This window comes from Mycobacterium sp. DL592 (genome assembly GCF_011694515.1).
Classification (GTDB): Bacteria; Actinomycetota; Actinomycetes; order Mycobacteriales; family Mycobacteriaceae; genus Mycobacterium.
Genome location: NZ_CP050192.1, coordinates 1,395,384 through 1,415,295 on the forward strand (window position 1 = coordinate 1,395,384; position 19,912 = coordinate 1,415,295).

At 68.5% G+C, this 19,912-nt stretch carries 23 protein-coding genes; 12 read left to right on the forward strand and 11 right to left on the reverse strand.

The features are described from left to right. Positions 1-47 precede the first annotated feature (47 nt). From HBE64_RS06785 to HBE64_RS06800, 4 genes are read right to left on the reverse strand one after another with little or no spacing between them, the layout of a single operon-like run. A complete protein-coding gene (locus HBE64_RS06785) occupies positions 48-656 on the reverse strand; it encodes a hypothetical protein (RefSeq protein ID WP_167099473.1) in 609 nt (202 codons plus the stop codon). A gap of 46 nt (positions 657-702) precedes the next feature. Beyond that, positions 703-1,266 carry a hypothetical protein gene (locus HBE64_RS06790; RefSeq protein ID WP_167099478.1) on the reverse strand — a complete coding sequence of 188 codons (564 nt, stop codon included), beginning with the start codon at positions 1,264-1,266 and terminating at the stop codon, positions 703-705. 5 nt (positions 1,267-1,271) lie between these two features. After that, entirely contained in the window at positions 1,272-1,952 is a 681-nt protein-coding gene (locus HBE64_RS06795; protein ID WP_167099481.1) for an MspA family porin, read from the reverse strand. A 50-nt stretch (positions 1,953-2,002) separates the two neighbouring features. Further along, on the reverse strand, positions 2,003-2,713 hold the full coding sequence (locus HBE64_RS06800) for an MspA family porin (protein ID WP_167099484.1): 711 nt from the start codon (positions 2,711-2,713) through the stop codon (positions 2,003-2,005). 252 nt (positions 2,714-2,965) lie between these two features. Between HBE64_RS06800 and HBE64_RS06805 the strand changes: the two genes are divergently transcribed. Continuing rightward, entirely contained in the window at positions 2,966-3,493 is a 528-nt protein-coding gene (locus HBE64_RS06805) for a hypothetical protein (RefSeq protein ID WP_243841520.1), read from the forward strand. Positions 3,494-3,562: 69 nt separating this feature from the next. On the opposite strand, the gene HBE64_RS24900 is transcribed toward HBE64_RS06805, so the two are convergent. Further along, on the reverse strand, positions 3,563-5,041 hold the full coding sequence (locus tag HBE64_RS24900) for a hypothetical protein (protein WP_167099487.1): 1,479 nt from the start codon (positions 5,039-5,041) through the stop codon (positions 3,563-3,565). Between the two features lie 199 nt (positions 5,042-5,240). Next, positions 5,241-5,765 (reverse strand): hypothetical protein, encoded by a 525-nt coding sequence (locus HBE64_RS06815; protein ID WP_167099490.1) that lies wholly within the window; start codon positions 5,763-5,765, stop codon positions 5,241-5,243. A gap of 75 nt (positions 5,766-5,840) precedes the next feature. Here HBE64_RS06815 and HBE64_RS06820 point away from each other — a divergent pair, with 75 nt between their 5' ends. Next, positions 5,841-6,104, forward strand: a complete 264-nt coding sequence (locus tag HBE64_RS06820) for a hypothetical protein (protein WP_167099493.1) — start codon at positions 5,841-5,843, stop codon at positions 6,102-6,104. On the opposite strand, the gene HBE64_RS06825 is transcribed toward HBE64_RS06820, so the two are convergent. Beyond that, complete coding sequence (locus HBE64_RS06825) at positions 6,101-6,898, reverse strand: SDR family oxidoreductase (RefSeq protein ID WP_243841521.1); 798 nt, start codon at positions 6,896-6,898, stop codon at positions 6,101-6,103. The two genes, HBE64_RS06820 and HBE64_RS06825, sit on opposite strands and share 4 nt — an antisense overlap. A 2-nt stretch (positions 6,899-6,900) precedes the next feature. Beyond that, on the reverse strand, positions 6,901-7,161 hold the full coding sequence (locus HBE64_RS06830) for a hypothetical protein (RefSeq protein ID WP_167099496.1): 261 nt from the start codon (positions 7,159-7,161) through the stop codon (positions 6,901-6,903). A gap of 147 nt (positions 7,162-7,308) precedes the next feature. On the opposite strand from HBE64_RS06830, the gene HBE64_RS06835 reads away from it, so the two are divergent. Continuing rightward, positions 7,309-7,602 carry a DUF1330 domain-containing protein gene (locus HBE64_RS06835; RefSeq protein ID WP_167099499.1) on the forward strand — a complete coding sequence of 98 codons (294 nt, stop codon included), beginning with the start codon at positions 7,309-7,311 and terminating at the stop codon, positions 7,600-7,602. Position 7,603: 1 nt separating this feature from the next. Here HBE64_RS06835 and HBE64_RS06840 read toward each other — a convergent pair whose 3' ends face one another. Next, positions 7,604-9,541 carry an acetoacetate--CoA ligase gene (locus tag HBE64_RS06840; RefSeq protein WP_167099502.1) on the reverse strand — a complete coding sequence of 646 codons (1,938 nt, stop codon included), beginning with the start codon at positions 9,539-9,541 and terminating at the stop codon, positions 7,604-7,606. A 105-nt stretch (positions 9,542-9,646) separates the two neighbouring features. Here HBE64_RS06840 and HBE64_RS06845 point away from each other — a divergent pair, with 105 nt between their 5' ends. The 4 genes from HBE64_RS06845 to HBE64_RS06860 are packed head-to-tail and all read left to right on the forward strand — an operon-like array spanning position 9,647 to position 13,625. After that, on the forward strand, positions 9,647-11,224 hold the full coding sequence (locus tag HBE64_RS06845; protein ID WP_167099505.1) for a methylmalonyl-CoA mutase family protein: 1,578 nt from the start codon (positions 9,647-9,649) through the stop codon (positions 11,222-11,224). Further along, entirely contained in the window at positions 11,225-11,629 is a 405-nt protein-coding gene (locus tag HBE64_RS06850; RefSeq protein WP_167099508.1) for a cobalamin B12-binding domain-containing protein, read from the forward strand. Beyond that, on the forward strand, positions 11,626-12,582 hold the full coding sequence (locus HBE64_RS06855; protein WP_167099511.1) for an LLM class F420-dependent oxidoreductase: 957 nt from the start codon (positions 11,626-11,628) through the stop codon (positions 12,580-12,582). The genes HBE64_RS06850 and HBE64_RS06855 overlap by 4 nt, the downstream gene beginning before the upstream one ends. Then, positions 12,579-13,625 (forward strand): CaiB/BaiF CoA-transferase family protein, encoded by a 1,047-nt coding sequence (locus HBE64_RS06860; RefSeq protein WP_167099513.1) that lies wholly within the window; start codon positions 12,579-12,581, stop codon positions 13,623-13,625. Before HBE64_RS06855 ends, HBE64_RS06860 begins: the two co-directional genes overlap by 4 nt. Here the strand turns inward: HBE64_RS06860 and HBE64_RS06865 are convergent. Continuing rightward, entirely contained in the window at positions 13,613-13,954 is a 342-nt protein-coding gene (locus HBE64_RS06865) for a 2Fe-2S iron-sulfur cluster-binding protein (RefSeq protein ID WP_167099515.1), read from the reverse strand. The two genes, HBE64_RS06860 and HBE64_RS06865, sit on opposite strands and share 13 nt — an antisense overlap. Before the next feature lie 132 nt (positions 13,955-14,086). On the opposite strand from HBE64_RS06865, the gene HBE64_RS06870 reads away from it, so the two are divergent. From HBE64_RS06870 to HBE64_RS06885, 4 genes are read left to right on the forward strand one after another with little or no spacing between them, the layout of a single operon-like run. Beyond that, complete coding sequence (locus tag HBE64_RS06870) at positions 14,087-15,457, forward strand: class I adenylate-forming enzyme family protein (RefSeq protein ID WP_167108816.1); 1,371 nt, start codon at positions 14,087-14,089, stop codon at positions 15,455-15,457. Further along, on the forward strand, positions 15,435-16,250 hold the full coding sequence (locus HBE64_RS06875; protein ID WP_167099517.1) for an acyl-CoA dehydrogenase family protein: 816 nt from the start codon (positions 15,435-15,437) through the stop codon (positions 16,248-16,250). Before HBE64_RS06870 ends, HBE64_RS06875 begins: the two co-directional genes overlap by 23 nt. Continuing rightward, entirely contained in the window at positions 16,237-17,325 is a 1,089-nt protein-coding gene (locus HBE64_RS06880) for an acyl-CoA dehydrogenase family protein (RefSeq protein ID WP_167099519.1), read from the forward strand. Before HBE64_RS06875 ends, HBE64_RS06880 begins: the two co-directional genes overlap by 14 nt. Positions 17,326-17,328: 3 nt before the next feature. Then, on the forward strand, positions 17,329-18,093 hold the full coding sequence (locus tag HBE64_RS06885; RefSeq protein ID WP_167099520.1) for an enoyl-CoA hydratase/isomerase family protein: 765 nt from the start codon (positions 17,329-17,331) through the stop codon (positions 18,091-18,093). A 66-nt stretch (positions 18,094-18,159) separates the two neighbouring features. On the opposite strand, the gene HBE64_RS06890 is transcribed toward HBE64_RS06885, so the two are convergent. Beyond that, on the reverse strand, positions 18,160-18,924 hold the full coding sequence (locus HBE64_RS06890) for an SDR family oxidoreductase (protein WP_167099521.1): 765 nt from the start codon (positions 18,922-18,924) through the stop codon (positions 18,160-18,162). Between the two features lie 104 nt (positions 18,925-19,028). Between HBE64_RS06890 and meaB the strand changes: the two genes are divergently transcribed. Next, positions 19,029-19,889: a methylmalonyl Co-A mutase-associated GTPase MeaB gene (gene meaB / locus HBE64_RS06895; RefSeq protein WP_167099522.1), complete on the forward strand. Its 861-nt coding sequence runs from the start codon at positions 19,029-19,031 to the stop codon at positions 19,887-19,889. Positions 19,890-19,912 lie beyond the last annotated feature (23 nt).

Here is a 19,912-nt window from a genome sequence, read left to right on the forward strand (position 1 = left end):
CACCAGAGCTTTGCTGGTTAGTGAATGTTGCCTACCGCCGCAAGGATTCAGCCCGCCGGCGCCGGCGTGGCCGGACCTGGCAGGTTCTGCCCCAGCCCCGGGGCGAGATAGATACCCGGTGCGGGGGCGGTGCCCGGAAGCGGTTCGCCGAGTTGCTCGCTGGGAACCTGACCGAGCAGTGCACCGGCCAGATTGCCGTCGGAGTACATGGCGTGGATGCGCCGCAGGAAAGCCAGCCGCCCGGTACTCGGGTCGTCCGGCGTCGGTCCGATGCCCGCCGCGGTGGCGCCTTGGCCGGGCGCGGCCGGGGTGACGTTCTGGGGGAGCAGGTAGTTGCCGTTGAAGGCCCGTAGGTCCGGCGCGGCGACGGGAGTCTGGGTGCCGGGTGCCGCGGGCACCGCGTTCTGGCCGAGCAGCAGTCCCGGCGCGTAGGCCGACAGATCGGGCAGGCCCAGCGGACCGGCCGGGGCGGCGTCGCTTTGCGCCAGCACGCTGCCGATGCCCGAGCGCGCTGGGACATAACCGGCCGGTGGAGCCGGGTCGGTGACCGCGGGATCCGGTATGACCGGGTCAGCGGCAGCCGAGGGCGAACAGGCCAGCGCGGCGGCCAGGCCCAGCCCGGCCAGCACCACCGAGCCGGTGCGTCGCGTCCACATCAGGACACCGTAATACGGGTGGACAGAGCTGGTCTGCGTATCCCGGTCAGCCCGCGGGAGCGGGCGGAACCACGACCTCGGGCGGGGGCGGCAGGAACTGCTCGGGCCCGGCCGGGATGTTGGTCCCCGGCGGGGGAGCGGTGCCCGGCAGCGGTTCGCCGAGCTCGCTGGCAGGCATGCGGCCCAAGGAACCGTGCAGCAGAGCGTGCACACCCTTGAACGCATCGACCCGGGCGAACGGCCCGGCCGGCGCGTTCTCGGTGAGCAGATACGGCGATTCCATATCCGGCGTCGGCATCCGGTAGTACTGCGGGAACAGCGTCGTGGCCGGAGCGAGCGGATCGGCGCCCGTGGGCGAGGGGGCCAGATTCATCACCGTCGACGTCGGCGCCCCGATGAGCTGCGCCATGGCGTCCACCGGGTTCTGCCGGGTTTCGGTGGCGGCGGTGTACAGCGGATCCGGCGGCGGCGGGGGTGCCGCCTCACCCCCGGGCACGGGGATGGGCAAGCCCGGATCGGGTGGGGGATCGGCTGCGGCGGTGGCCGTTCCGGCCACCGCCGCAAGAACGAGCCCAGTCGCCACCATGGCGGCGATCAGAGGTCGGTCCATGCCGTTCAGAACACCTGGGTGATGCCGTAGTACGCGACGATGTCGTCGTTGTCGCTGCTGGAGCTGGTCAGCACGGCGTAGGAGCGAAGTGACGACGCACCCACGCAGTTGTCCACCTTGATGTGCACGTCACGGATGGTGACGCGAGCCGAGGTGCCCTTGAACGACTTCTTGTCGACGACCACGTTGGTCACCGTGCCGGGGCGCGGCTCGACCTCGATCTGGCCCTGGATCGGGAACGAGATGGTGCCCGGGGCGCTGAAGCCTCCGGTGCCCAGGCTGGCGTTGCCGAGGGTGGCGCCGATCGAGCCGTTCAGCTTCACCTTGTCCATCTCGACGCCGCAGCCGATCTGGTAGCCCACCTCGAGGGTGCCGCCCGCGGTTTCACCGGTGGTGGTGCCGGTGAACGTGGCGCCGACGAGCCAGTCACGTGCCGCCAGCGACGTGGTCAGCGGAGCGACCGGAAGCTGGGTCTCGTCCTTGGCCACCACCGTCAGCGTGCGACCGTCCGGGGTCTTGGCGATACCCGGGACCGAGGACGCCACCGCCCCGGTGTTGACCGGAGGCGCCGCTGCTGCGGCGGGGTCGGCGGGCGGTGCGGCCGGGTCGGGATCGGCGATGGCCGGTGCGGCGGTACCGACGGCGACCAGGACGCTTGCCGTCACTGTGGCGAATCGAAGCAACATGTCGTCGTGGCGCCTCTCTCGAGTTGTCCGGGTGGTTTCGTGTCGACGCATCAGACGGCCCTCGTCACGCCGAGGTAGGTGACGACGTCATCAGTGTTGTCGGTCGAGCTGGTGAAGGTCGCGTAGGACCGGATGAAGGACTGACCGGCGCAACCGTCGATCTTGATCCGGTAACCGGTGATCGACACCCGAGACTTGGTGCCCTTGAACGACTTCTTGCCCACCGGCACGATGTTGATGGTGCCCGGCTTCAGGTCGATCTTGATCTGTTCGGACGCCGACAGACCGAGGGTGATTGGCAAGAGGTTGCCCGAGACGAACGGGATGCCGACACCGGGCGTGATGCCGCCCGTCGTGATCGACTCGATGTCGTCCTGCGTGATGCCGCAGCCGATCTGGTAACCGGCTTCCAGCGAGCCGCCGGCCAGCTTCGTCTTACCCGAGCCGGTGACGGATCCCTCGAAGGTTCCGTCGACGAGGTACTCGCGTGACCAGGGTGAGTTGGTCAGCGAGGCGACGGGCTCAAGAGACTCGTTCTTGGCGCCGATGGACAGCTTCCAGCCGTCGGGTGTGGTCAGCGTGCCCGGTTCGGCCGAGGCGATCGGAGCGACGCCGGGTCCGCCCGGGGGCGGTGGTGGCGCGGCCTCCGCTGCGGCAGGAGCCGCATTCGGGTCGGCCGGTGGATCGGCCAACCCATTGGGTGCCGTTCCGATGGCAGTTACAAGGCAGACGCTGAGCAGCGCGGCGAATCGGTGCAACATGTCGCGGTGGGGCCTCTCGATTGAGATCTGATCGTGTCGCTCGCGCGATATGTTTCGGCCCGAAAGTGTCTAATTGGCAAACAGATAGCGAAGTCTAGGTTCCTTGTTGCAGTCCAACGGGCTTCGTCAGTTTCTGGCCGGTTTTGACGTCTCTTTTTCGCGGTAATGTCTGCCGAGCCGGTCGGGTAACCACTGATTCGAGAGGAACCGATGAAGCAGTCATTTCGCCTTCCGATAGCTGTGGGCGCAGCTGTGCTGGCAGTTCTACCAGGCCTGATGCTGGCGCCGGCCGCTGTAGCCGATCCAGCCCCCGCCGATCCGGCGTCCGGCGATGCGGCGCCGCCGCCTCCGCAGGCCGAACAGTTGATCTCGCAGGCCGAGCCGGTCTCACCCGATACCGTCGGCGCCGTCTCGACGGCCTGCCGCCAGTTCGCCGCCGCCCTGGACCTGGCGTCGTCGAACTACGAGGAGTTCGCCTACGCCACCGCCGGCAGTGGGAATGCGGTGAACTACCAGGATCCGAGCATCTCGCAGTACAACCTCCTCGGCCGGACCGCGTTGCGTGAGGCAGCTGGCGCCGCATTGGATGCCGCCGGGACACCGGGTCTGCCTGCCGCTGTCGGCGACCCGATGCGGTCCTGGTCGTTGCACGCGACGAAGCTCATCCTGGTCATGGGTCTGCGTGGTGGCGGTGACTCGCTCAACGCGGCCGCTACCGATCTCAACACCGACGCCACCAACGTTCAGATGGCGTGTTCGCTCAATGGCGGGCGTGCCTGAGCGGCAACAATTTTCGGCAATAAATCGGCCCCCCTTCCTCGGAAGGGGGGCCGATTCACATTCTGTGGACTACGGGGCAGAGCCGGCCGCTCCGCCGGTGCCACCCTTGCCGGGCTGGGGGCCCAGGCCTGAGGTGCCCTGCGTCCCGGGGCTGCCGTTGATCGCACCGCTCTTGCCGCCGGTGCCACCGTTGCCGCCCTTGCCGCCGCCGACGACGCTGACTCCGCCGTCGGCGCCGTTGCCGCCCTTGCCGCCGGTGGTGGTGCCGTTGCCACCGTTGCCGCCGTTGCCGCCGGTACCGCCGCTGATCGCGCCGAACCCGCCGGTTGCGCCGTTACCGCCGGTGCCGCCGGTCGCGCCGCCGGCACCCTTGCCGCCGGACCCGCCTGCTCCACCGTTGTTGCCGCCGTTACCGCCGATTCCACCGGTGCCGCCGTTGCCGCCAGCGGTGGTTCCGGATCCGCCGTCGGCGCCATTGCCGCCCGCGCCGCCGTTGCCCGTCAGGCCACCCGTGCCACCGGCACCGCCGGTTCCGCCGTTGCCGCCCGCACCGCCAGTGTTGGCACCGCCGGTTCCGCCGTTGCCGCCGGTTCCGCCGTTGCCCGCGATGGTGCCGCCTTGCCCGCCGGCTCCACCCGCTCCGCCGTTGCCGGCGGCCGTAGTACCGGCCCCGCCGGTTCCGCCGTTGCCGCCTGCGCCGCCCGCGGCACTGCCCCAGCTTCCGCCGGTGCCGCCTGCGCCGCCGGCACCGCCGTCGGTCCCGGTCGCGCCGGCGCCGTAGCCATTGCCGCCGTTGCCGCCCGCGCCGGCGGTGCCGCCGCCGACCAGCGGCAGGTTCGCGGCGTTGCCGCCGTTACCGCCGGTGCCGCCGGCCTTTGCGGCATTGGTGCTGGTGCTGCCGTTGCCGCCCTTGCCGCCGCTGCCGGCGAACGCGCCGGCGCTGCCGCCGTTGCCGCCGTTGCCGCCGCCGATTCCGTTACCGCCGTTGCCGCCGCCGCCGCCGAACAGGGCGCCGCTGCTGGACGATCCGGCGAACAGGCCGCCGTTGCCGCCGTTGCCGCCGTTGCCACCGTTGATATTGGCGCTGAGTGCATCGGCGCCGTTGCCGCCGTTGCCGTACAGGTAGGCGTTGCCGCCGTTGCCGCCGTTGTAGCCGTTGCCGCCGTTGCCGAACAGTCCGGCGTTGCCACCGTTGCAGGCCGACGAGGCGCACTGGGCATCAGCGGCGCTGTAGCTGTAGCCGTTGCCGAACAGCAGGCCGGCATTCGGGTGGTCGGCGGTGCCGTTACTGATGAAGATCGCAACGATGTCGGTTCCGGTGGCCGACGCCGTGGCCGAGGCCGTCACACCTTTCGTGGTGGCCGAGCCGGAGCCGAACAGGCTGCCGAGGTCGGTGCAGAAGGTCGAGCCCAGCGAGCATTCGCTGCTCGCCAGCTTGATGGCGGGAGCGGCCACCTGCGCGGAGCTATCGGTGGACGCGAGCAGGAAGCCGGCTCCCACCATCGCCGCACCGGCAACGCCGGTGGTGACGAATGCGGGTGCAGCCATGCCGCGAGCCGGCGTCTTACGGTGTTTGGCCAATTTCTTGATCCCCTTCGAGGAAGTGCTGCCGTGGGTGCGGCGGATTGTCACTGCGCATCGAATCCAAGAAGACCCGGCTTACCCGGGACTTGCTGCATTGCGGCGAACTGCCGAACATCGGGCAAACGCAAAGCGAACTCAAGTTTTCAAAAAGGGCGTCGGGAGGCTACTTGCAGAGGTTGGCGACTTTGCTGTTGGTGGCCTCGGCGTCGCGCAACCGGGCAGCCTGCTCGGGGTTGTCGTTGGTCACGCCGGCCAGCGCGTTGATCGCGATGTCCTGCAAGCCGGTGGCGAAGTCGCGAATGGCGGCGGCGAGTTCGGGGGGTGTGCCCGGGCCGATCCGGGCCAGCAGGTAGGTCCCGCCGCCGGCCATCGCCAGCCTGGCGTTGGCGGCCACGGCCTGAATCGCCGCCGGGTCGGCGCCCGCATCGGCGTGAGTCTGAATGGCCACCGCGGCCGTCACGGTTCGGAAGGCGTTGCACGCGGTGGCCTTCGCATCCGATGAGGGTGCCTCGGCGGCGGCCTTGTCGGTGCTCGGTGGTGGCCGAAGTAACGCCCAGCCGGCCGCGGCCGCGGCGATCAGGGCGACCACCAGGGCGGCCGGGGCCACCCATCGGGACGACGACCGTGGCGTTTCGGGTGTGGGGCGGGCGGTGGGAGTGTCGTCGTCCTCGACGGTCGGCTCGGGCATGGCCGCGATCCTAGCCACACCGGCCAGCAAATGGCCCAAGCGTACGATTTCGGGCGAGAGTTAGGTGCGACGACGATGACCATCCGGTCCTGGCGATTGGCCGGCCTCGCGGTGTCCGGGGTGGCATTGGCGGCCGGACTGATCGTGTCGGCACCGGCGGCCGGCGCCGACACCTGCCCGCCGGGGCATGTCAACAACCAGTACACCGATCAGTGCTACCTGCAGGGCAGCGCGCCCACCATCAACGGGGTTCCTTGTGTGGCAAGCAATCTCGGGCTGTGCAGCTCATTCCGGCAGAATCAGCAACCGCCGCGCAAGCCGTATACCTCGATCGGCTAGCTGCGCGTCAGCTTCTTGGTCATCAGCCGCTGCGTCCAGTTCGGGGAGACCTGCGACAGGCTGGCCAGGAATCGGGTCTGTCTGCCGACTGCGAAGTGCACCTTGGGTAGCAGTCGGCGGCGGCTCTGGGTTGCCGCGAACACCGCCTTGGCGACATCGTCGGGTTTCAGGTTGACGCCCAGTGACTTGGTGCTGCCGGTCTCGACGCCGTCGGTCATCGCGGTCTGGACGAACAGTGGCCACATCGCCATGACCCGGATCCCGTGCGGACGCCACTCCAGTTCCAGGGCTTCGGTGAGCGCCCGCAGCGCGAATTTGGTCGCGGAATAGGTGGCGAGTTCCGGCTGGCCGTAGAGCGCCGAGGCCGAGCACATATTGACGACCTGGGAGTTCGGCGTGTCGCGCAGGTAGGGAAACGCCACGTGCAGTCCGGTCAGGGCGCCGTAGACGTTGATGTCGATCATTCGCCGGTGTGTCGCCAGCGGAACGTCGGCGAACGCTCCTTCGGTGAGCACGCCGGCGTTGTTGACCAGGATGTCGAGCCGGCCCGAGGGGCCGGTGAATGCGCTGAGCTGCTCGGACCAGTCATCGGCGTTGGTGACGTCGAGCCGGGCGGTCGTGACATCGCCGCCGAGGCCGGTGATCTCGTCGTGTAGTGCTTGCAGGCCGGCGACGTCGACGTCGTAACCGCCCACGCGATAGCCGTTGCGGGCGAAGGTCAGCGCTGTCGCACGCCCGATGCCGGCCGCGGCGCCGGTGATGAACACGGTCGCCTGCGCGCCCTGGCCGGCCACCCTCAGACCACCTTCAACGTCGGTGTGCGGGGCTCGGGTTCCGGTGCGATCCGGTTGCTGGCCGCGCTCATTGCCGTGTCGACGCGGCTGGCCGCGGTCTGGCAGGCCACGCTGGCTTTGCGACCCAGGCCGTCGGCCTCGTCGGCGGCGTTGCGCAGGTAGGCCGTCAGCGTGACACGCAGGCGGTCTCCGGCGCGGGCCATGCGGGTGCGAACCCGGTCGTCGACCATGACGGTGACGTAGGGCAGTTCGATTCTGATCACGAGCACCTCCTGCAGGCGGTCCTTCGAATCTAGTCGAATGCCGAAGCCGACGAATTCGGCGTTGCGGGGGAGCACACCCGGAAACGTGGCACTCCAAGAACGAGAATATTATTCTCGCGCTGACCGCGACGAAGACGAAGGAGTGCCATGCCGAAGGGCTACGTCATCTTGACCGAGGAGATCAAAGACCCGGAGGGCATGAAGGCCTACGGCCGTGCCGCGGGTGCTGCGATGGGCAACGTCACGATCCTGGCCGTCGACGCCAATCCCCAACTGCTGGAGGGCAGCTGGCATGGCCACCAGACCGTGGTGCTGGAGTTCGAGTCGGTGGAGGCAGCCCAGGCCTGGTACGACTCGGACGCCTACCGGGCCGCCCGCGAACTGCGGCATGCCGCCGCCTACACCAACGCGGTGATCGTTTCGGGCTTTCCCGGCCGGTAGCTCACCAGGTGTGGGCGCGGCCCAGCTCGGCGTACCACTCGATGAGCTCAGGGTTGTCGACCGAGCGGGGATCCAGCGACACGTCGCTGTGCCCGGCCATGATCGCGGTGACCGGCACCTCGAGCTTCTTGCCGGTGCGGGTGTGCGGGATACCCGGCGCGGCGATGACGTCGTCGGGGACATGACGCGGCGACAGCCTGGTCCGGATGGCCGAGCGGATGGTGCCGACGAGTTCGTCGTCGAGTTCCCGGCCCTCGGCCAGGGTGACGAACAGCGGCATCCAGTACGCGCCGTCGGGCCCGTCGATGCCGAGGACGAAGGCCTCGGTCACGGCGTCGATGGCTTCGACGACCTCGTAGATATCGGCCGAGCCCATCCGGATGCCGTGCCGGTTCAATGTCGCGTCGCTGCGGCCGTGGATGATCAGGGAGCCGTGGTCGGTGACGGTCACCCAGTCGCCGTGGCGCCACACGTCGTCTGCAACTCCGTCGGCCCAGTCATGGTCGAAATACGCTGCCCGATAGCGTGATCCGTCGTCGTCGTTCCAGAATCCGACAGGCATCGACGGCATCGGGGTGGTGATCACCATCTCGCCCACCTCGCCGATGAGTTGTTCGCGTTTGGGCGACCAGCTGTGCAGTCCCACGCCGAGGTATCGGACGGTCAGCTCGCCGGCGATCACCGGCAGCCCCGCCGTACCGCCGGCGAACGCGGTGACCACGTCGGTGCCGCCGCTGATCGACGACACCGCGACGTGCTCGCCCACCTCGTCGTGCACCCAGTCGAAAAGCTCTGCCGGCAGCGGTGATCCGGTGCTACCGATGGTGGTCAGCCGGCTCAGGTCATGGGTGGCGCCGGGATGCAGCCCCGCCTTGCGGCAGGCCAGCAGATGGCCGGGGCTCGTCCCGAAGTAGCTGACGTCCTCGTCCTCGAGGAGCTGCCACAACCGGTCGGCATCGGGATACAGCGGGTGGCCGCTGTAGCAGACCACGGTGGATCCGCACAGCAGCCCGGCGATGCGGAAGTTCCACATCATCCAGCTCAACGCGGTGTGCCAGAAGAAGACGTCATCGGGACCGAGGTTCGCATGCAGCGCAACAACTTTGAGGTGCTCGAGCACCACCCCGCCGTGACCGTGGACGATGCCCTTGGGTCGGCCGGTGGTGCCGGAGCTGAACAACACCCACAGCGGATGGTCGAACGGCACCGGTGTCACTTCGGGGGCGACGGGCTCGGCGACCAGATCGAGGTACGCGTCGCTGTCGAGCAGCACCAGCTGCACGCCGTCGAGCAGGTCGACCAGTTCGGCGGTGTCGGAACGCTTGTCGATCCAGCGGCCGTTGAGCCGGTACCCGTCGACGCTGAACAGCACCTTGGGCTTCAGTTGTGCCAGCCGCGACGCGGCGCCCTGCGGTGCATAGTCCTGCCCGCACGCCGACCACACCGCACCGATCGCGGCCGTCGCCAGGAAGGCGATCATCGCCTCGGCCACGTCGGGAAGGTATCCGGCGACGGTGTCGCCCGCGCCGACGCCACGATGGCGCAGTTCGGCGGCCACCGCGCCGACGCGGCCGGCCAGCTCGGACCAGTCGATCACGGTGCGGCTGCCGTCCTCATCGATTCCGACGATGGCGGCTCCGGTGCGAGACGACGTGTGCCGCAGGATCTGGTCGACGTAGTTGAGCGTGACGCCGGGAAACCAGCGCGCGCCGGGCATCGTCGCGTCGGCCAGCACGCCCGCGTCGCCGGGCTGCGGGCCGCTGTGCGCGCGAACGTCGAAGTGCTCCCAGACCGCGCGCCAGAACGGGGCCGGGTGATCCACCGACCACTGCCACAGCGCCGCGTAGTCCCCGGCGGGTGCGCCGTGGTGCGCGGCGGTGGTGGCGGCGAACTCTCTCCACTGCGGTTCGGTGCCCGTGGGCCCGTCTGTGCGCGGCACTACTCTCCTCTCGTTGCCTCTACCAGCGGGTTCGGCCGAATCTGCACACGGCTTGCCCAAAACGGTATTGGCATTCTCCTAAACTGCAAGTACGGTACTCAGACGATGGACTACCAATCCCATACATCGTCGGGGATCCCGCTGAAGCCGGTGTACGGACCGGCCGACCGCTCCTGCGATCCTCCTGTGCCAGGCGAGTTCCCCTTCACCCGGGGCAACTTCTCGAGCGGCTACCGCGGGCGCTTGTGGACATTCCGCCAGTATTCCGGTTTCGGCACCGCCGAGGAATCGAACCGGCGCTACCGCTACCTGCTTGACCAGGGCGGTACGGGGCTGTCCGTGGCGCTGGATCTGCCCACGCAGTGCGGCTACGACTCCGACGATCCGGAGTACGGCGAAGAGGTCGGCCGCGTCGGCGTCGCCGTCGACACGCTGGCCGACGCCGAGATCCTGTTCGACGGCATCCCGCTGGACCAGATCAGCACCAGCTTCACCATCAACGGCACAGCGGCCATCCTGCTGGCCTTCTATGTCGCGGCCGCCGAGAAGAAGGGGGTGCCGCGCGCCAAGCTCACCGGCACCATCCAGAACGACATCCTCAAGGAGTACGCCTCCCGCGGCACCTGGATCTGGCCGCCGGAGCCCTCGCTGCGGCTGATCGCCGACACCATCGAGTTCTGCGCCGCCGAGGTGCCGCGGTTCAACGCGATCTCGGTGGCCGGTGCGCACTTCCGCGATGCCGGCGCCAACGCAGTCCAGGAGATGGCCTTCACCCTGGCTGACGGCGTCACCTACTGCGACACGGTGGTGCAGCGGGGGCGCATGACCATCGATCAGTTCGCGCCGCAGATCTCGTTCTTCTTCTACACCCACGGCGACTTCTTCGAGGAGATCGCCAAATACCGTGCGGGACGGCGACGGTGGGCCACCATCGTGCGCGAACGGTATGGCGCCGAGACGGACAAGGCGGCCATGTTCCGCTTCGGCTGTGTCTCCGGCGGTGCCTCGCTGTACGCGCCACAGGCGCAGAACAATCTGGTTCGGGTCGCCTACGAGGCGCTGGCCTCGGTGCTCGGTGGCGTCCAGTCGATGTTCACCGCGGCGTGGGACGAGCCGTTCGCCCTGCCCAGTGAGGAGTCCGCGACCTTGGCGCTGCGCACCCAGCAGGTCCTCGCCTATGAGACCGGGGTGACCCGGGTGGCCGATCCGCTGGGCGGCTCCTACTTCGTCGAGGCGCTCACCGATGCCACCGAGGACCGGATCATCGAGATCATGGCTGACCTCGAAAGGCACGGCGGTATGGTGCGCGCCATCGAGGACGGCTACCTGCAGGGGCTGATCGCCGACGAGGCCTACAAGATCCACCAGGAGGTCGAGTCGGGCGAGCGTCCGGTGGTCGGGGTGAACAAGTTCGTCACCGACGAGGCTGCACCCGACATCGACACCTACGAACTCGACGCCGAAGGCCGGGACCTGCAACTCAAGCGGCTCTCGCAGGTCAAGGCCGAGCGTGACCCGGCAGCTGTCGAGGCAGCACTGGCCGCACTGTCGCGGGGAGCCGAAGGGGATGAGAACCTGATGCGCCGGCTGATCGACTGTGCGAACACGTATTGCACTGTGGGCGAGATGGTTTCGGCGCTCAAGGCAGTGTGGGGCGAGTTCCAGCAACCGGTGGTGTTCTAGTTGACCGCACGCATTCTCGTCGCCAAGCCCGGTCTCGACGGGCACGACCGCGGCGCCAAGATCGTCGCGCGGGCCCTGCGTGACGCCGGGTTCGAAGTGATCTACACCGGAATCCGGCAGCGCATCGAGGACATTGTGTCGATCGCCCTGCAGGAGGACGTCGCGGTGGTCGGCCTGTCCATTCTGTCCGGCGCGCACATCGCACTGACCAAGCGGACCGTTGACGCGCTGCGCGAGGCCGACGCGGGGGATATCGCCGTCATCGTCGGCGGGACGATCCCGCAGAGCGACGTGCCGAAGCTGACCGAAGTCGGTGCGGCCGCAGTGTTTCCGACCGGGACGTCGCTGGACGACCTGGTGCGTGACGTGCGTGCGCTGACCGAGAAGGCGGGGGAGGCCGAATGAGACTCGGCGTGATGATCGGTGCCGAGCGCGGCGATATGGCGCGCAAGGTCACCAAGCTCCTCGAGGACATCGAGTGGGCCGAGTCCGCAGGCTTCGACACCGCGTGGATGCCGCAGGTGCCCAATGACTTCGACGCGCTGACCATGGTGTCGCTGATGGGCAACCGGACCAGCCGCATCGAACTGGGCACCGCCGTGGTGCCCCTGCAGGCGCAACACCCGGTCGCGCTGGCCCGCCAGGCGCTGTCGGTACACGCTGGTGCCGGCGGGCGGCTGGCGCTGGGGGTGGGACCCTCGCATCACTGGATCGTCCACGACATGCTGGGCCTTCCCTACGAGAAGCCCGCCGCCTACACCCGCGACTACCTCGAGGTGCTCAACACCGCGCTGGCCGGCCCGGGCGACGTCGACGTCGAGAACGACACCTTCAGTGTGCACAATCCGACTGTGCTGGGCGCAGATCCGCCGCTGCCCGTGCTCGTCGCCGCACTCGGTCCGGTGATGTTGCGGATCGCCGGCGAACTCACCGACGGCACGGTGCTGTGGATGGCAGACGAGCGGGCGATCGGCGACCACATCGCCCCGCGCATCACCAAGGCCGCCGAGAACGCCGGGCGCAAAGCGCCGCGCATCGTCGCCGGCATCCCGGTGTGCCTGTGCGCGAACTCCGAGATCGAGGCCGCCAAGGCACGTGCCAACCGCATCCTGGCCGAGGCCGAGACGTCACCGAACTATCAGAAGCTGCTCGACCGCGGTGACGCCCGCGACGTCGGGGACCTGACCGCAGCCGGTGACGAGGACGCCATCCTGGCGCGGTTCCGGTCGTTCGCCGACGCCGGGGTGACCGACCTGTCGGTGCGGCTGCTCCCGATCGGGGAGACCCGCGACGAACTGATCGCCTCGAAATATCGGACCCGCGAGGTGATTTCGCAGCTGGCTGCCGAAATCCGATGAGCGGGCCATTGGCGGGTATCCGCATCGTCGAAGTCGGCTCCATGCTGGCCGGGCCGTATGCCACCATGATGTTGGCCGATCTCGGGGCCGAGGTCATCAAAGTCGAGGCGCCCGGCGGTGAGATCTCCCGCCAGGTGGGCGACAGTTACTTCGCCAGCCTGAACCGCAACAAGCGCAGCATCTGCCTGGACCTCGGTTCCGAAGCGGGCCAACGCACACTCGGTCAACTGGCCGCAGACTCACACGCGCTGCTGGTCAACATGAAACCGTCGGTCATCAAGAAGCTCGGCCTCACCTACGAGGCGCTGCGCCGGCACAACGAACGCATTGTCTGCGTGGCGATCACCGGATTCGGGCTCGACGGCGGCGACTACCCGGCCTTCGACTACGTCATCCAGGCCGCCACCGGGGTGGCGGCGATGACCGGCGATCCGGACGGGCCGCCTGTGCTGCCGGGCTATTCGTCGGTCGACAACTCCACCGCGCTGACCGCGGCGCTGGGCCTGCTGGCGATGATCGTGTCCGGCCAGGGCGGGCAGGTCGAGGTGTCGCTGCGCGACGTGATGCTCTCTCAGCTCAACTACAAGGCGTCGGCCTATCTCAACGACGGCGTCCACCCGCGCCGCCACCCGTTCGGGGCGCACTCGTTCTACGTTCCCGCCCAACTGTTTCCGACGGCCGAGGGTTACCTGGCGCTGTTCATCACCCACGACGGGTTCTGGCGGTCGTTCGCCGCCGAGGCCGGTATCGAGGGATTCCCGACGATGGCGCAGCGATCGGCCCGGCGCGACGAGGTCCTCGATATCGTCACCCGCGCCCTGGCCGGTGACACCGCGGCGGGCTGGGAAGCGCGGCTTCGGCCGCTGGGCATTCCGGCGGCCGCGGTGCGGTCGCTCCCGGAGGCACTCGAGGCCACCCCGGATGCCGTGGTGTCCGCGGGCGAGTACCGGCTGGTCGCCAGCCCGGTCAAGGTCACCGGCTACCGGCCCGACTACCGGCCGCCGCCGCGACTCGACGAGTTCGGCGCCGCTCAGTCGTCGTAGGTGACGGCCACCGATGTCTCGGGGACGCCCTGGCAGGTCAGCACCAGTCCGTCGGCGACCTCGCCGGCGTCGAGCACGTCGTTCACCCGCATGGTCACCCGGCCTTCGGTCACCGTCGCGATGCAGGTTCCGCAGTTGCCCGCTTCACAGCTGTAGGGCGGGGTGAGGCCGCCGCGGCGGGCGCACTCCAGCAGCGTCTCGCCCGCGGTCACCGGAAGTGTCACGGTGGCGCCGTCGAGCGTGATCGTCGCCGTGGTGCCGACGGTATCGGCAGAGGGATTGTCAGCGGGAACGGACACCGCGCCCCGGATTCCGCTGTCCGACGTCATTCACCTGTCTCCTCCCGTGGCGCATTGTCATTCTACCCAGACGAGAATACAGTTCTCTACTGGCGATAGTATGTTCTCGTTTCCGATATGTCGATGGAGTTGGCACCGAACCATGTGCGAGTGGACCGCACCATGACCGACACGACGGTACTTGCGTTCGAGGATCGCACATACACACGCTCTCAGCTCGACGCCGAATCCGCCGGTCTGGCCGGGACTTTGGCCCGACGAGGTGTCCGGGCCGGCGGGCGGGTGGCCGTGATGTCCTCGAACCGACCGGAATTCGTCGTCGCCGTCCAGGCGATCTGGCGGCTGGGGGCCGCGGCGGTGCTGCTCAGCCCGGCCTGGAAGACCGCCGAGGTCAGCCATGCGTTGGCGGTGACCGCCGCCGGCCACGCAGTTGGTGACAGTCCGGTACTCGCCGAGCTGATGCCGATGGTGCACCTCGACGACCCGATCGTCGCGGCCGACGCGCAGCCTGCGACACCGGATCCCGACACCGATGCGGTGCTGGTCTTCAGTTCGGGAACCACCGGTATGCCCAAGGCGGTTCGCCATACCCACCGCTCGCTGTCGGCCGCTGTCCGGCATTGGCGCACCGCATTGGGTGTGACAACGACCGATCGCATGCAGGTCGTCACGCCGCCGTCGCACATCCTCGGTCTGCTCAACATCCTGACCGTCCTCGATGCGGGGGCCTGGATGCGTCTGCACCGGCGCTTCGACATCGATGCGATGTTGCGGCACATCGCCGAGGACCGCATCACCATCGAGATGGCGGTCGCCCCGATCGCGCTGGCGATCGCGTCGCACCCGGACCTGAAGAACTACGACCTGTCCTCGCTGCGCTACATCATGTGGTGCGCGACGCCCGTCACCCGCAGTGTCGCCGACGAGGTGACTGCCAGGACCGGCGTTGGCTGGATATCGGCCTACGGCACCAGCGAGGTTCCGGTGATCGCGTGCTGCCCACTCGGCGAGCCGCGACTGGACACCGTCGGGAGGCCCGTCCCCGGCGTGGACGTCCGTATCGCGGACTCCGGTGAGATCCAGGTCCGTTCGGAATCGGCCATGGCTGGCTATCTTCCGGACAGCGAGACGGCCGCGGTGCTGCGCGACGGCTGGTACCGGACCGGCGACATCGGCCATCTCGACGATTACGGCTGGTTGCGCATCACCGACCGGCTCAAGGAGATGGTCAAGGTGCGCGGTTTCCAGGTCGCGCCCGCCGAGGTCGAGGCGGTGCTGCACGGCCATCCGGCGGTGCGGGACTGCGCGGTGTTCGGCGTTGCCGACGGACTCGACGGCGAGGCGGTGATCGCCGCCGTGGCCACCGCGCACCCGGTGACCGCCGACGAGCTGACGGACCTCGTCGCCGAACGGCTGGCCTCCTACAAGCGCCCCCGCGACATCGTGTTCGTCCCCGAAATCCCGCGCCTGCCTTCAGGTAAGGCGCTGCGGCGAGTTCTGAAGGAGCAGTATGGACGTACGTCTCACCGATGAGCAACAGCAGCTGCGTGACGCGGCGGCCAAACTGGCCGACGACCTCGGTCTGGGCTCGGTTGCCGACCTCGACGACGAGATCCGGCGGGCGCGGCTGGACAAGACCGTCGAGTCCACCGGCTGGCGCTGCCTGCGCACTGACGGTGCCTCCGGTGTCGAGGTGGCGATCGTGGCCGAGGAGTTCGCCCGCGGCCTGGTCGATGTCCCGTACCTGGGTCCGGTTCTGGCCGACGATCTGCACCGGCTGCTCGGCCGGGCGCCGCAGCGGGCCGAGACCGGGCGCGGCGGCGTCGATCTGACGGGAAGCCTTGCCGGAGTGGTCGAATCGCCGCCTGAGCTGGCCGACCTCGGGGATGAGGACGCCGACCGCTGGTACGCGCTGGCATTGACGGTGACGTCTGCGGAGCTGGTGGGCGCCGCGCGCGGTGCGCTCACGCTGGCCACCGAGTACGCCAAAGTCCGCGCACAGTACGGCGCGACGATCGGTTCCTATCAGGCGGTGGGGCACCTGCTCGCCGAGGGCCTGGCTCTCATCGAGGGCTCGGTCAGCGTGCTGCGGCACGCGGCCTGGGCGGTCGACGAGCTACCGTCGTGCGAGGCGGTCGAGGCAGCCAAGGTCGCCAAGATCTATTGCGCGCGCGCCGCTTTGACGGTGTGCGAGACGTCGATCCAGGTTCATGGTGGTATCGGCAACACCTGGGAATGCCTGGCGCACGTGTACCTGCGCCGGGTGCTGGCCGTCACCGAGACATGGCCAGTCAAGCTGAAGGAGTTGACCATTGGACTTTCGTGACTCGCCGGACGAAGCGGCCTTCCGGGACCGGTTGCGCGGCTGGCTGACCGAACAGAAGGGGAAGTTCCCGACGTCCGGTGACGCCTACTGGGCCAAAGCGGGGGAGTGGCATCAGGCCCTCTACGCGGCCGGCTTCTTCGGTACCTCGTGGCCGACGAAGTATGGCGGACAGGACCTTCCGCCGGTGTTCGACGTCATTGTCGACGAGGAGATCGCCAAGGCCGGGGCGCCTGCCCGGCCCAGTCTCGGTTACCTGGTGGTGGGGCTCAGCGCGCATGGCAGCGAGGAACTGCGCGAACGGTTCCTGCCTGGGATGATCAACGGTACCGAACGCTGGTGCCAGGGCTTCTCCGAGCCGGGGGCCGGCTCCGACCTGGCGTCGCTGAGCACCACCGCGACACTCGACGGCGACGAGTACGTCATCGACGGCCACAAGGTGTGGACCAGCTACTCCGACGTCGCCGACTGGTGTCTCGTGCTGGCCCGCACCGACAAGAGTGTGGCCAAGCACAAGGGCATTTCGGCGTTCATCGTCTCGATGCACCAGCCGGGTATCGTCCAGCGGCCGTTGAAGATGATCAGCGGTGTCACCAAGGAGTTCGGCCAGGTCGAGTTCGACGGTGCCCGGGTGCCGGCGGCGAACATGGTGGGCGCGCCGGGTGACGGCTGGAAGCTGGCGATGACGGTGGTCAGCCACGAGCGGGAGCCCTCCACACTCGGCTTCTCCGCGCGGTACGGAAAGCTGGTGCGGCAGTTGGCCTCGCGCGTCGACGGTGAGGTTCCCGACGAGTTGTCCTGGGCGTGGGTGCAGACCGAGATGCTGCGGCTGCACGTGCGCCGGCGGCTCTCCGAGCAACTCGACGGGCTCAAGCACGGCCCCGACGGCTCACTGGACAAACTGTTGATGACATGGACCGAGCAGGCCGTCGGACATGCCGCACTGGCCACCGTCGGCACCGGCGACGAGGAGTTGCTCGGCGCCTACCTCTACAGCCGCGCCCAAAGTGTCATGGGCGGCACATCGCAGATTCAGAAGAACATCATCGCGGGCCGGATATTGGGATTGGGGATTTAGCACATGTACGACATGCCAGACGAAATCGAGGTCACCGCCGACGGCCCGCTGCGCATCATCACGCTGAACCGGCCTGATGAGCTCAACGCCGTCAACGACCCGCTGCACGTGGGGCTGGCCAAGGTCTGGGAGGCGCTCAACGAGGACGCCTCCGCGCGGGCGGCCGTCATCACCGGAGCGGGCCGGGCGTTCTCGGCGGGTGGCGACTTCACCTACCTCGACGAGCTACGCAACGACGAGGCGTTACGGCAGAAGACGATCAAGCATGGCCGCGATCTGGTGATCGGTATGGTTCGCTGCCGCGTCCCGGTGATCGCGGCTGTCAACGGACCGGCCGTCGGGTTGGGGTGCAGTCTGGCTGCGCTGTCTGACATCGTCTACATCGCCGAGACGGCGTTCTTCGCCGACCCGCACGTGCAGATCGGCCTGGTTGCCGCTGACGGTGGCCCGCTGGTGTGGGGCTCGCAGATCAGCCTGTTGCAGGCCAAGGAGTTCGCGCTCACCGGCGTGCGGATCAAGGCCGAGCGCGCGGTCGAGCTGGGGTTGGCGAACCATGTTGTGGCCGATCCGCTGCCCGAAGCGATCGCGTGTGCGAAGAAGCTGATCGAGCTTCCCCAGCAGGCGGTCGAGGCCACCAAGCGGCTGATGAACATCCAGCTGGAGAAGTCGGTGCTGGCCTCACTGGACTACGCGAACCTCGCCGAATACGTGTCGTTCGGCACCGCCGACTTCAACCGGATCGTCGACGGGCTGATCGCCAAGAAGTAGCTCGCGACAGTAACGCCACGGCGGAATTCCTCGGGAATTCTCGCCGTGGCGTTACTGTCGGCGGCCTTATTTCGGCGGGAAGCGCAGCGCGCCGTCGAGGCGGATCGTCTCACCGTTGAGGTAGTCGTTCTCGGCGATCGACAGCGCCAGGCGCCCGTACTCGTCGGAGCGGCCCATCCGTTTGGGGAACGGGACCTGCGGACCCCAGTAGGCCTCCAGCTGGTCGGCGGCCTTGCCGTAGGCGGGGGTGTTGATGGTGCCCGGTGCGATCGACATCACCCGGATGCCCAGCGGCGAAAGATCGCGCGCGGCAACCAGAGTCATCGACACGACACCACCTTTGGCGGCGGCGTACGGCAGCTGGCCGATCTGCCCTTCGAACGCGGCGATCGATGCGGTGTTGATGATGACACCGCGCGCGCCGTTCTCGTCAGGCTCCTGACGCGCGAGAGCGGCCGCGGCGTGCCGCATGACGTTGAACACCGCGGTCAGATAGAAGGTGATGGTCTTGGTGAACGCCTCCAGTTCCATCGGGGAGCCGTCTTTGCCCACCAGCCGGCCGCCGCCTGCCGGCCCGCCGTGGGTGTCCACCGAGATGCGGAACGGACCGAGGGCTTCGGCTGCGGTGATCGCGGCGTTCACGTCGGCGTCGTTGGTGACGTCCGTGCGCACATAGGGGATACCGAGTTCGGCGGCGAGCTCCGTGCCCTTCTCGTCGGCGAGGTCGGCCACGACGACCTTGGCTCCGGCCCCGTGCAGGCGACGCACCGCCGCCTCGCCGAGACCGCCCGCACCGCCGAAGACGACCGCGGAGCTACCACTGATCTGCATAGCAATTCCCCTTCTTGCAACTAAGACTCTCAACTTGAGAGAATACTATTCTCAGACCGCCTCGATCGGTCAACCGACTAGGAGAACCCGTAGCGTTGCCTGCCATGGAGGTCGCCGAGCTCATCACCGCCGCCCGCGCCGGGAACACCCGCGCCGTGGGCCGGCTGCTGAGCCTGGTGGAGAGCAGCCGCCGCGACGAGGTGCTCGCCGAAGTCGGCCCGGTGGCGCTGCCGGTGATCGGGGTGACGGGACCGCCCGGGGCGGGCAAGTCGACGACGATCGCAGTGCTCGTTGCGGCGTATCGCGAACGCGGACAACGGGTTGCGGTGCTGGCGGTCGACCCGTCCTCGCCCTACAGCGGCGGTGCGTTGCTGGGTGACCGCATCCGCATGGCGGCCCACATCAACGACCCCGACGTGCTGATCCGCTCGGTGGCCACCCGCGGGCACCTGGGCGGGCTGGCGGCGGCCGTACCGGCCGCCATCCGTCTGCTCGGCGCGCTCGCCTACGACGTGGTGCTGGTGGAGACGGTCGGGGTCGGCCAGTCCGAGATCGAGGTCGCCGCGCTGGCCGACCCGACGATCGTGATCCTCAACCCCGGCGCCGGTGACGCCGTTCAGGCGGCCAAGGCCGGCCTGCTCGAGGTCGCCGATCTGGTGGTGGTGAACAAGGCCGACCGCGACGGCGCCGCCCAGACCGTGCGCGACCTCAAGTTCGAAACCCACGTTCCGGTGCTGACCCTGATCGCGTCCCGGGGGGAGGGAGTGCAGGAGCTGGTCGAGGCGATCGAGGCCCATCGGCGCGCCGACACCCCGGCCCGTCGCGCTGCCCGGGCCCGGGCTCAGGTGCTGTCGCTGGCACAGAGCCGGCTACAGGCCCACCCGGCACTCGAGGAGCTGGCCCAGGCGGTGGCCGACGGTCGCTGTGATGCCTACAGCGCCGCGGAGACGCTCATCGCGAATTAGTTCGGAAATCGGCTATCGTCGAC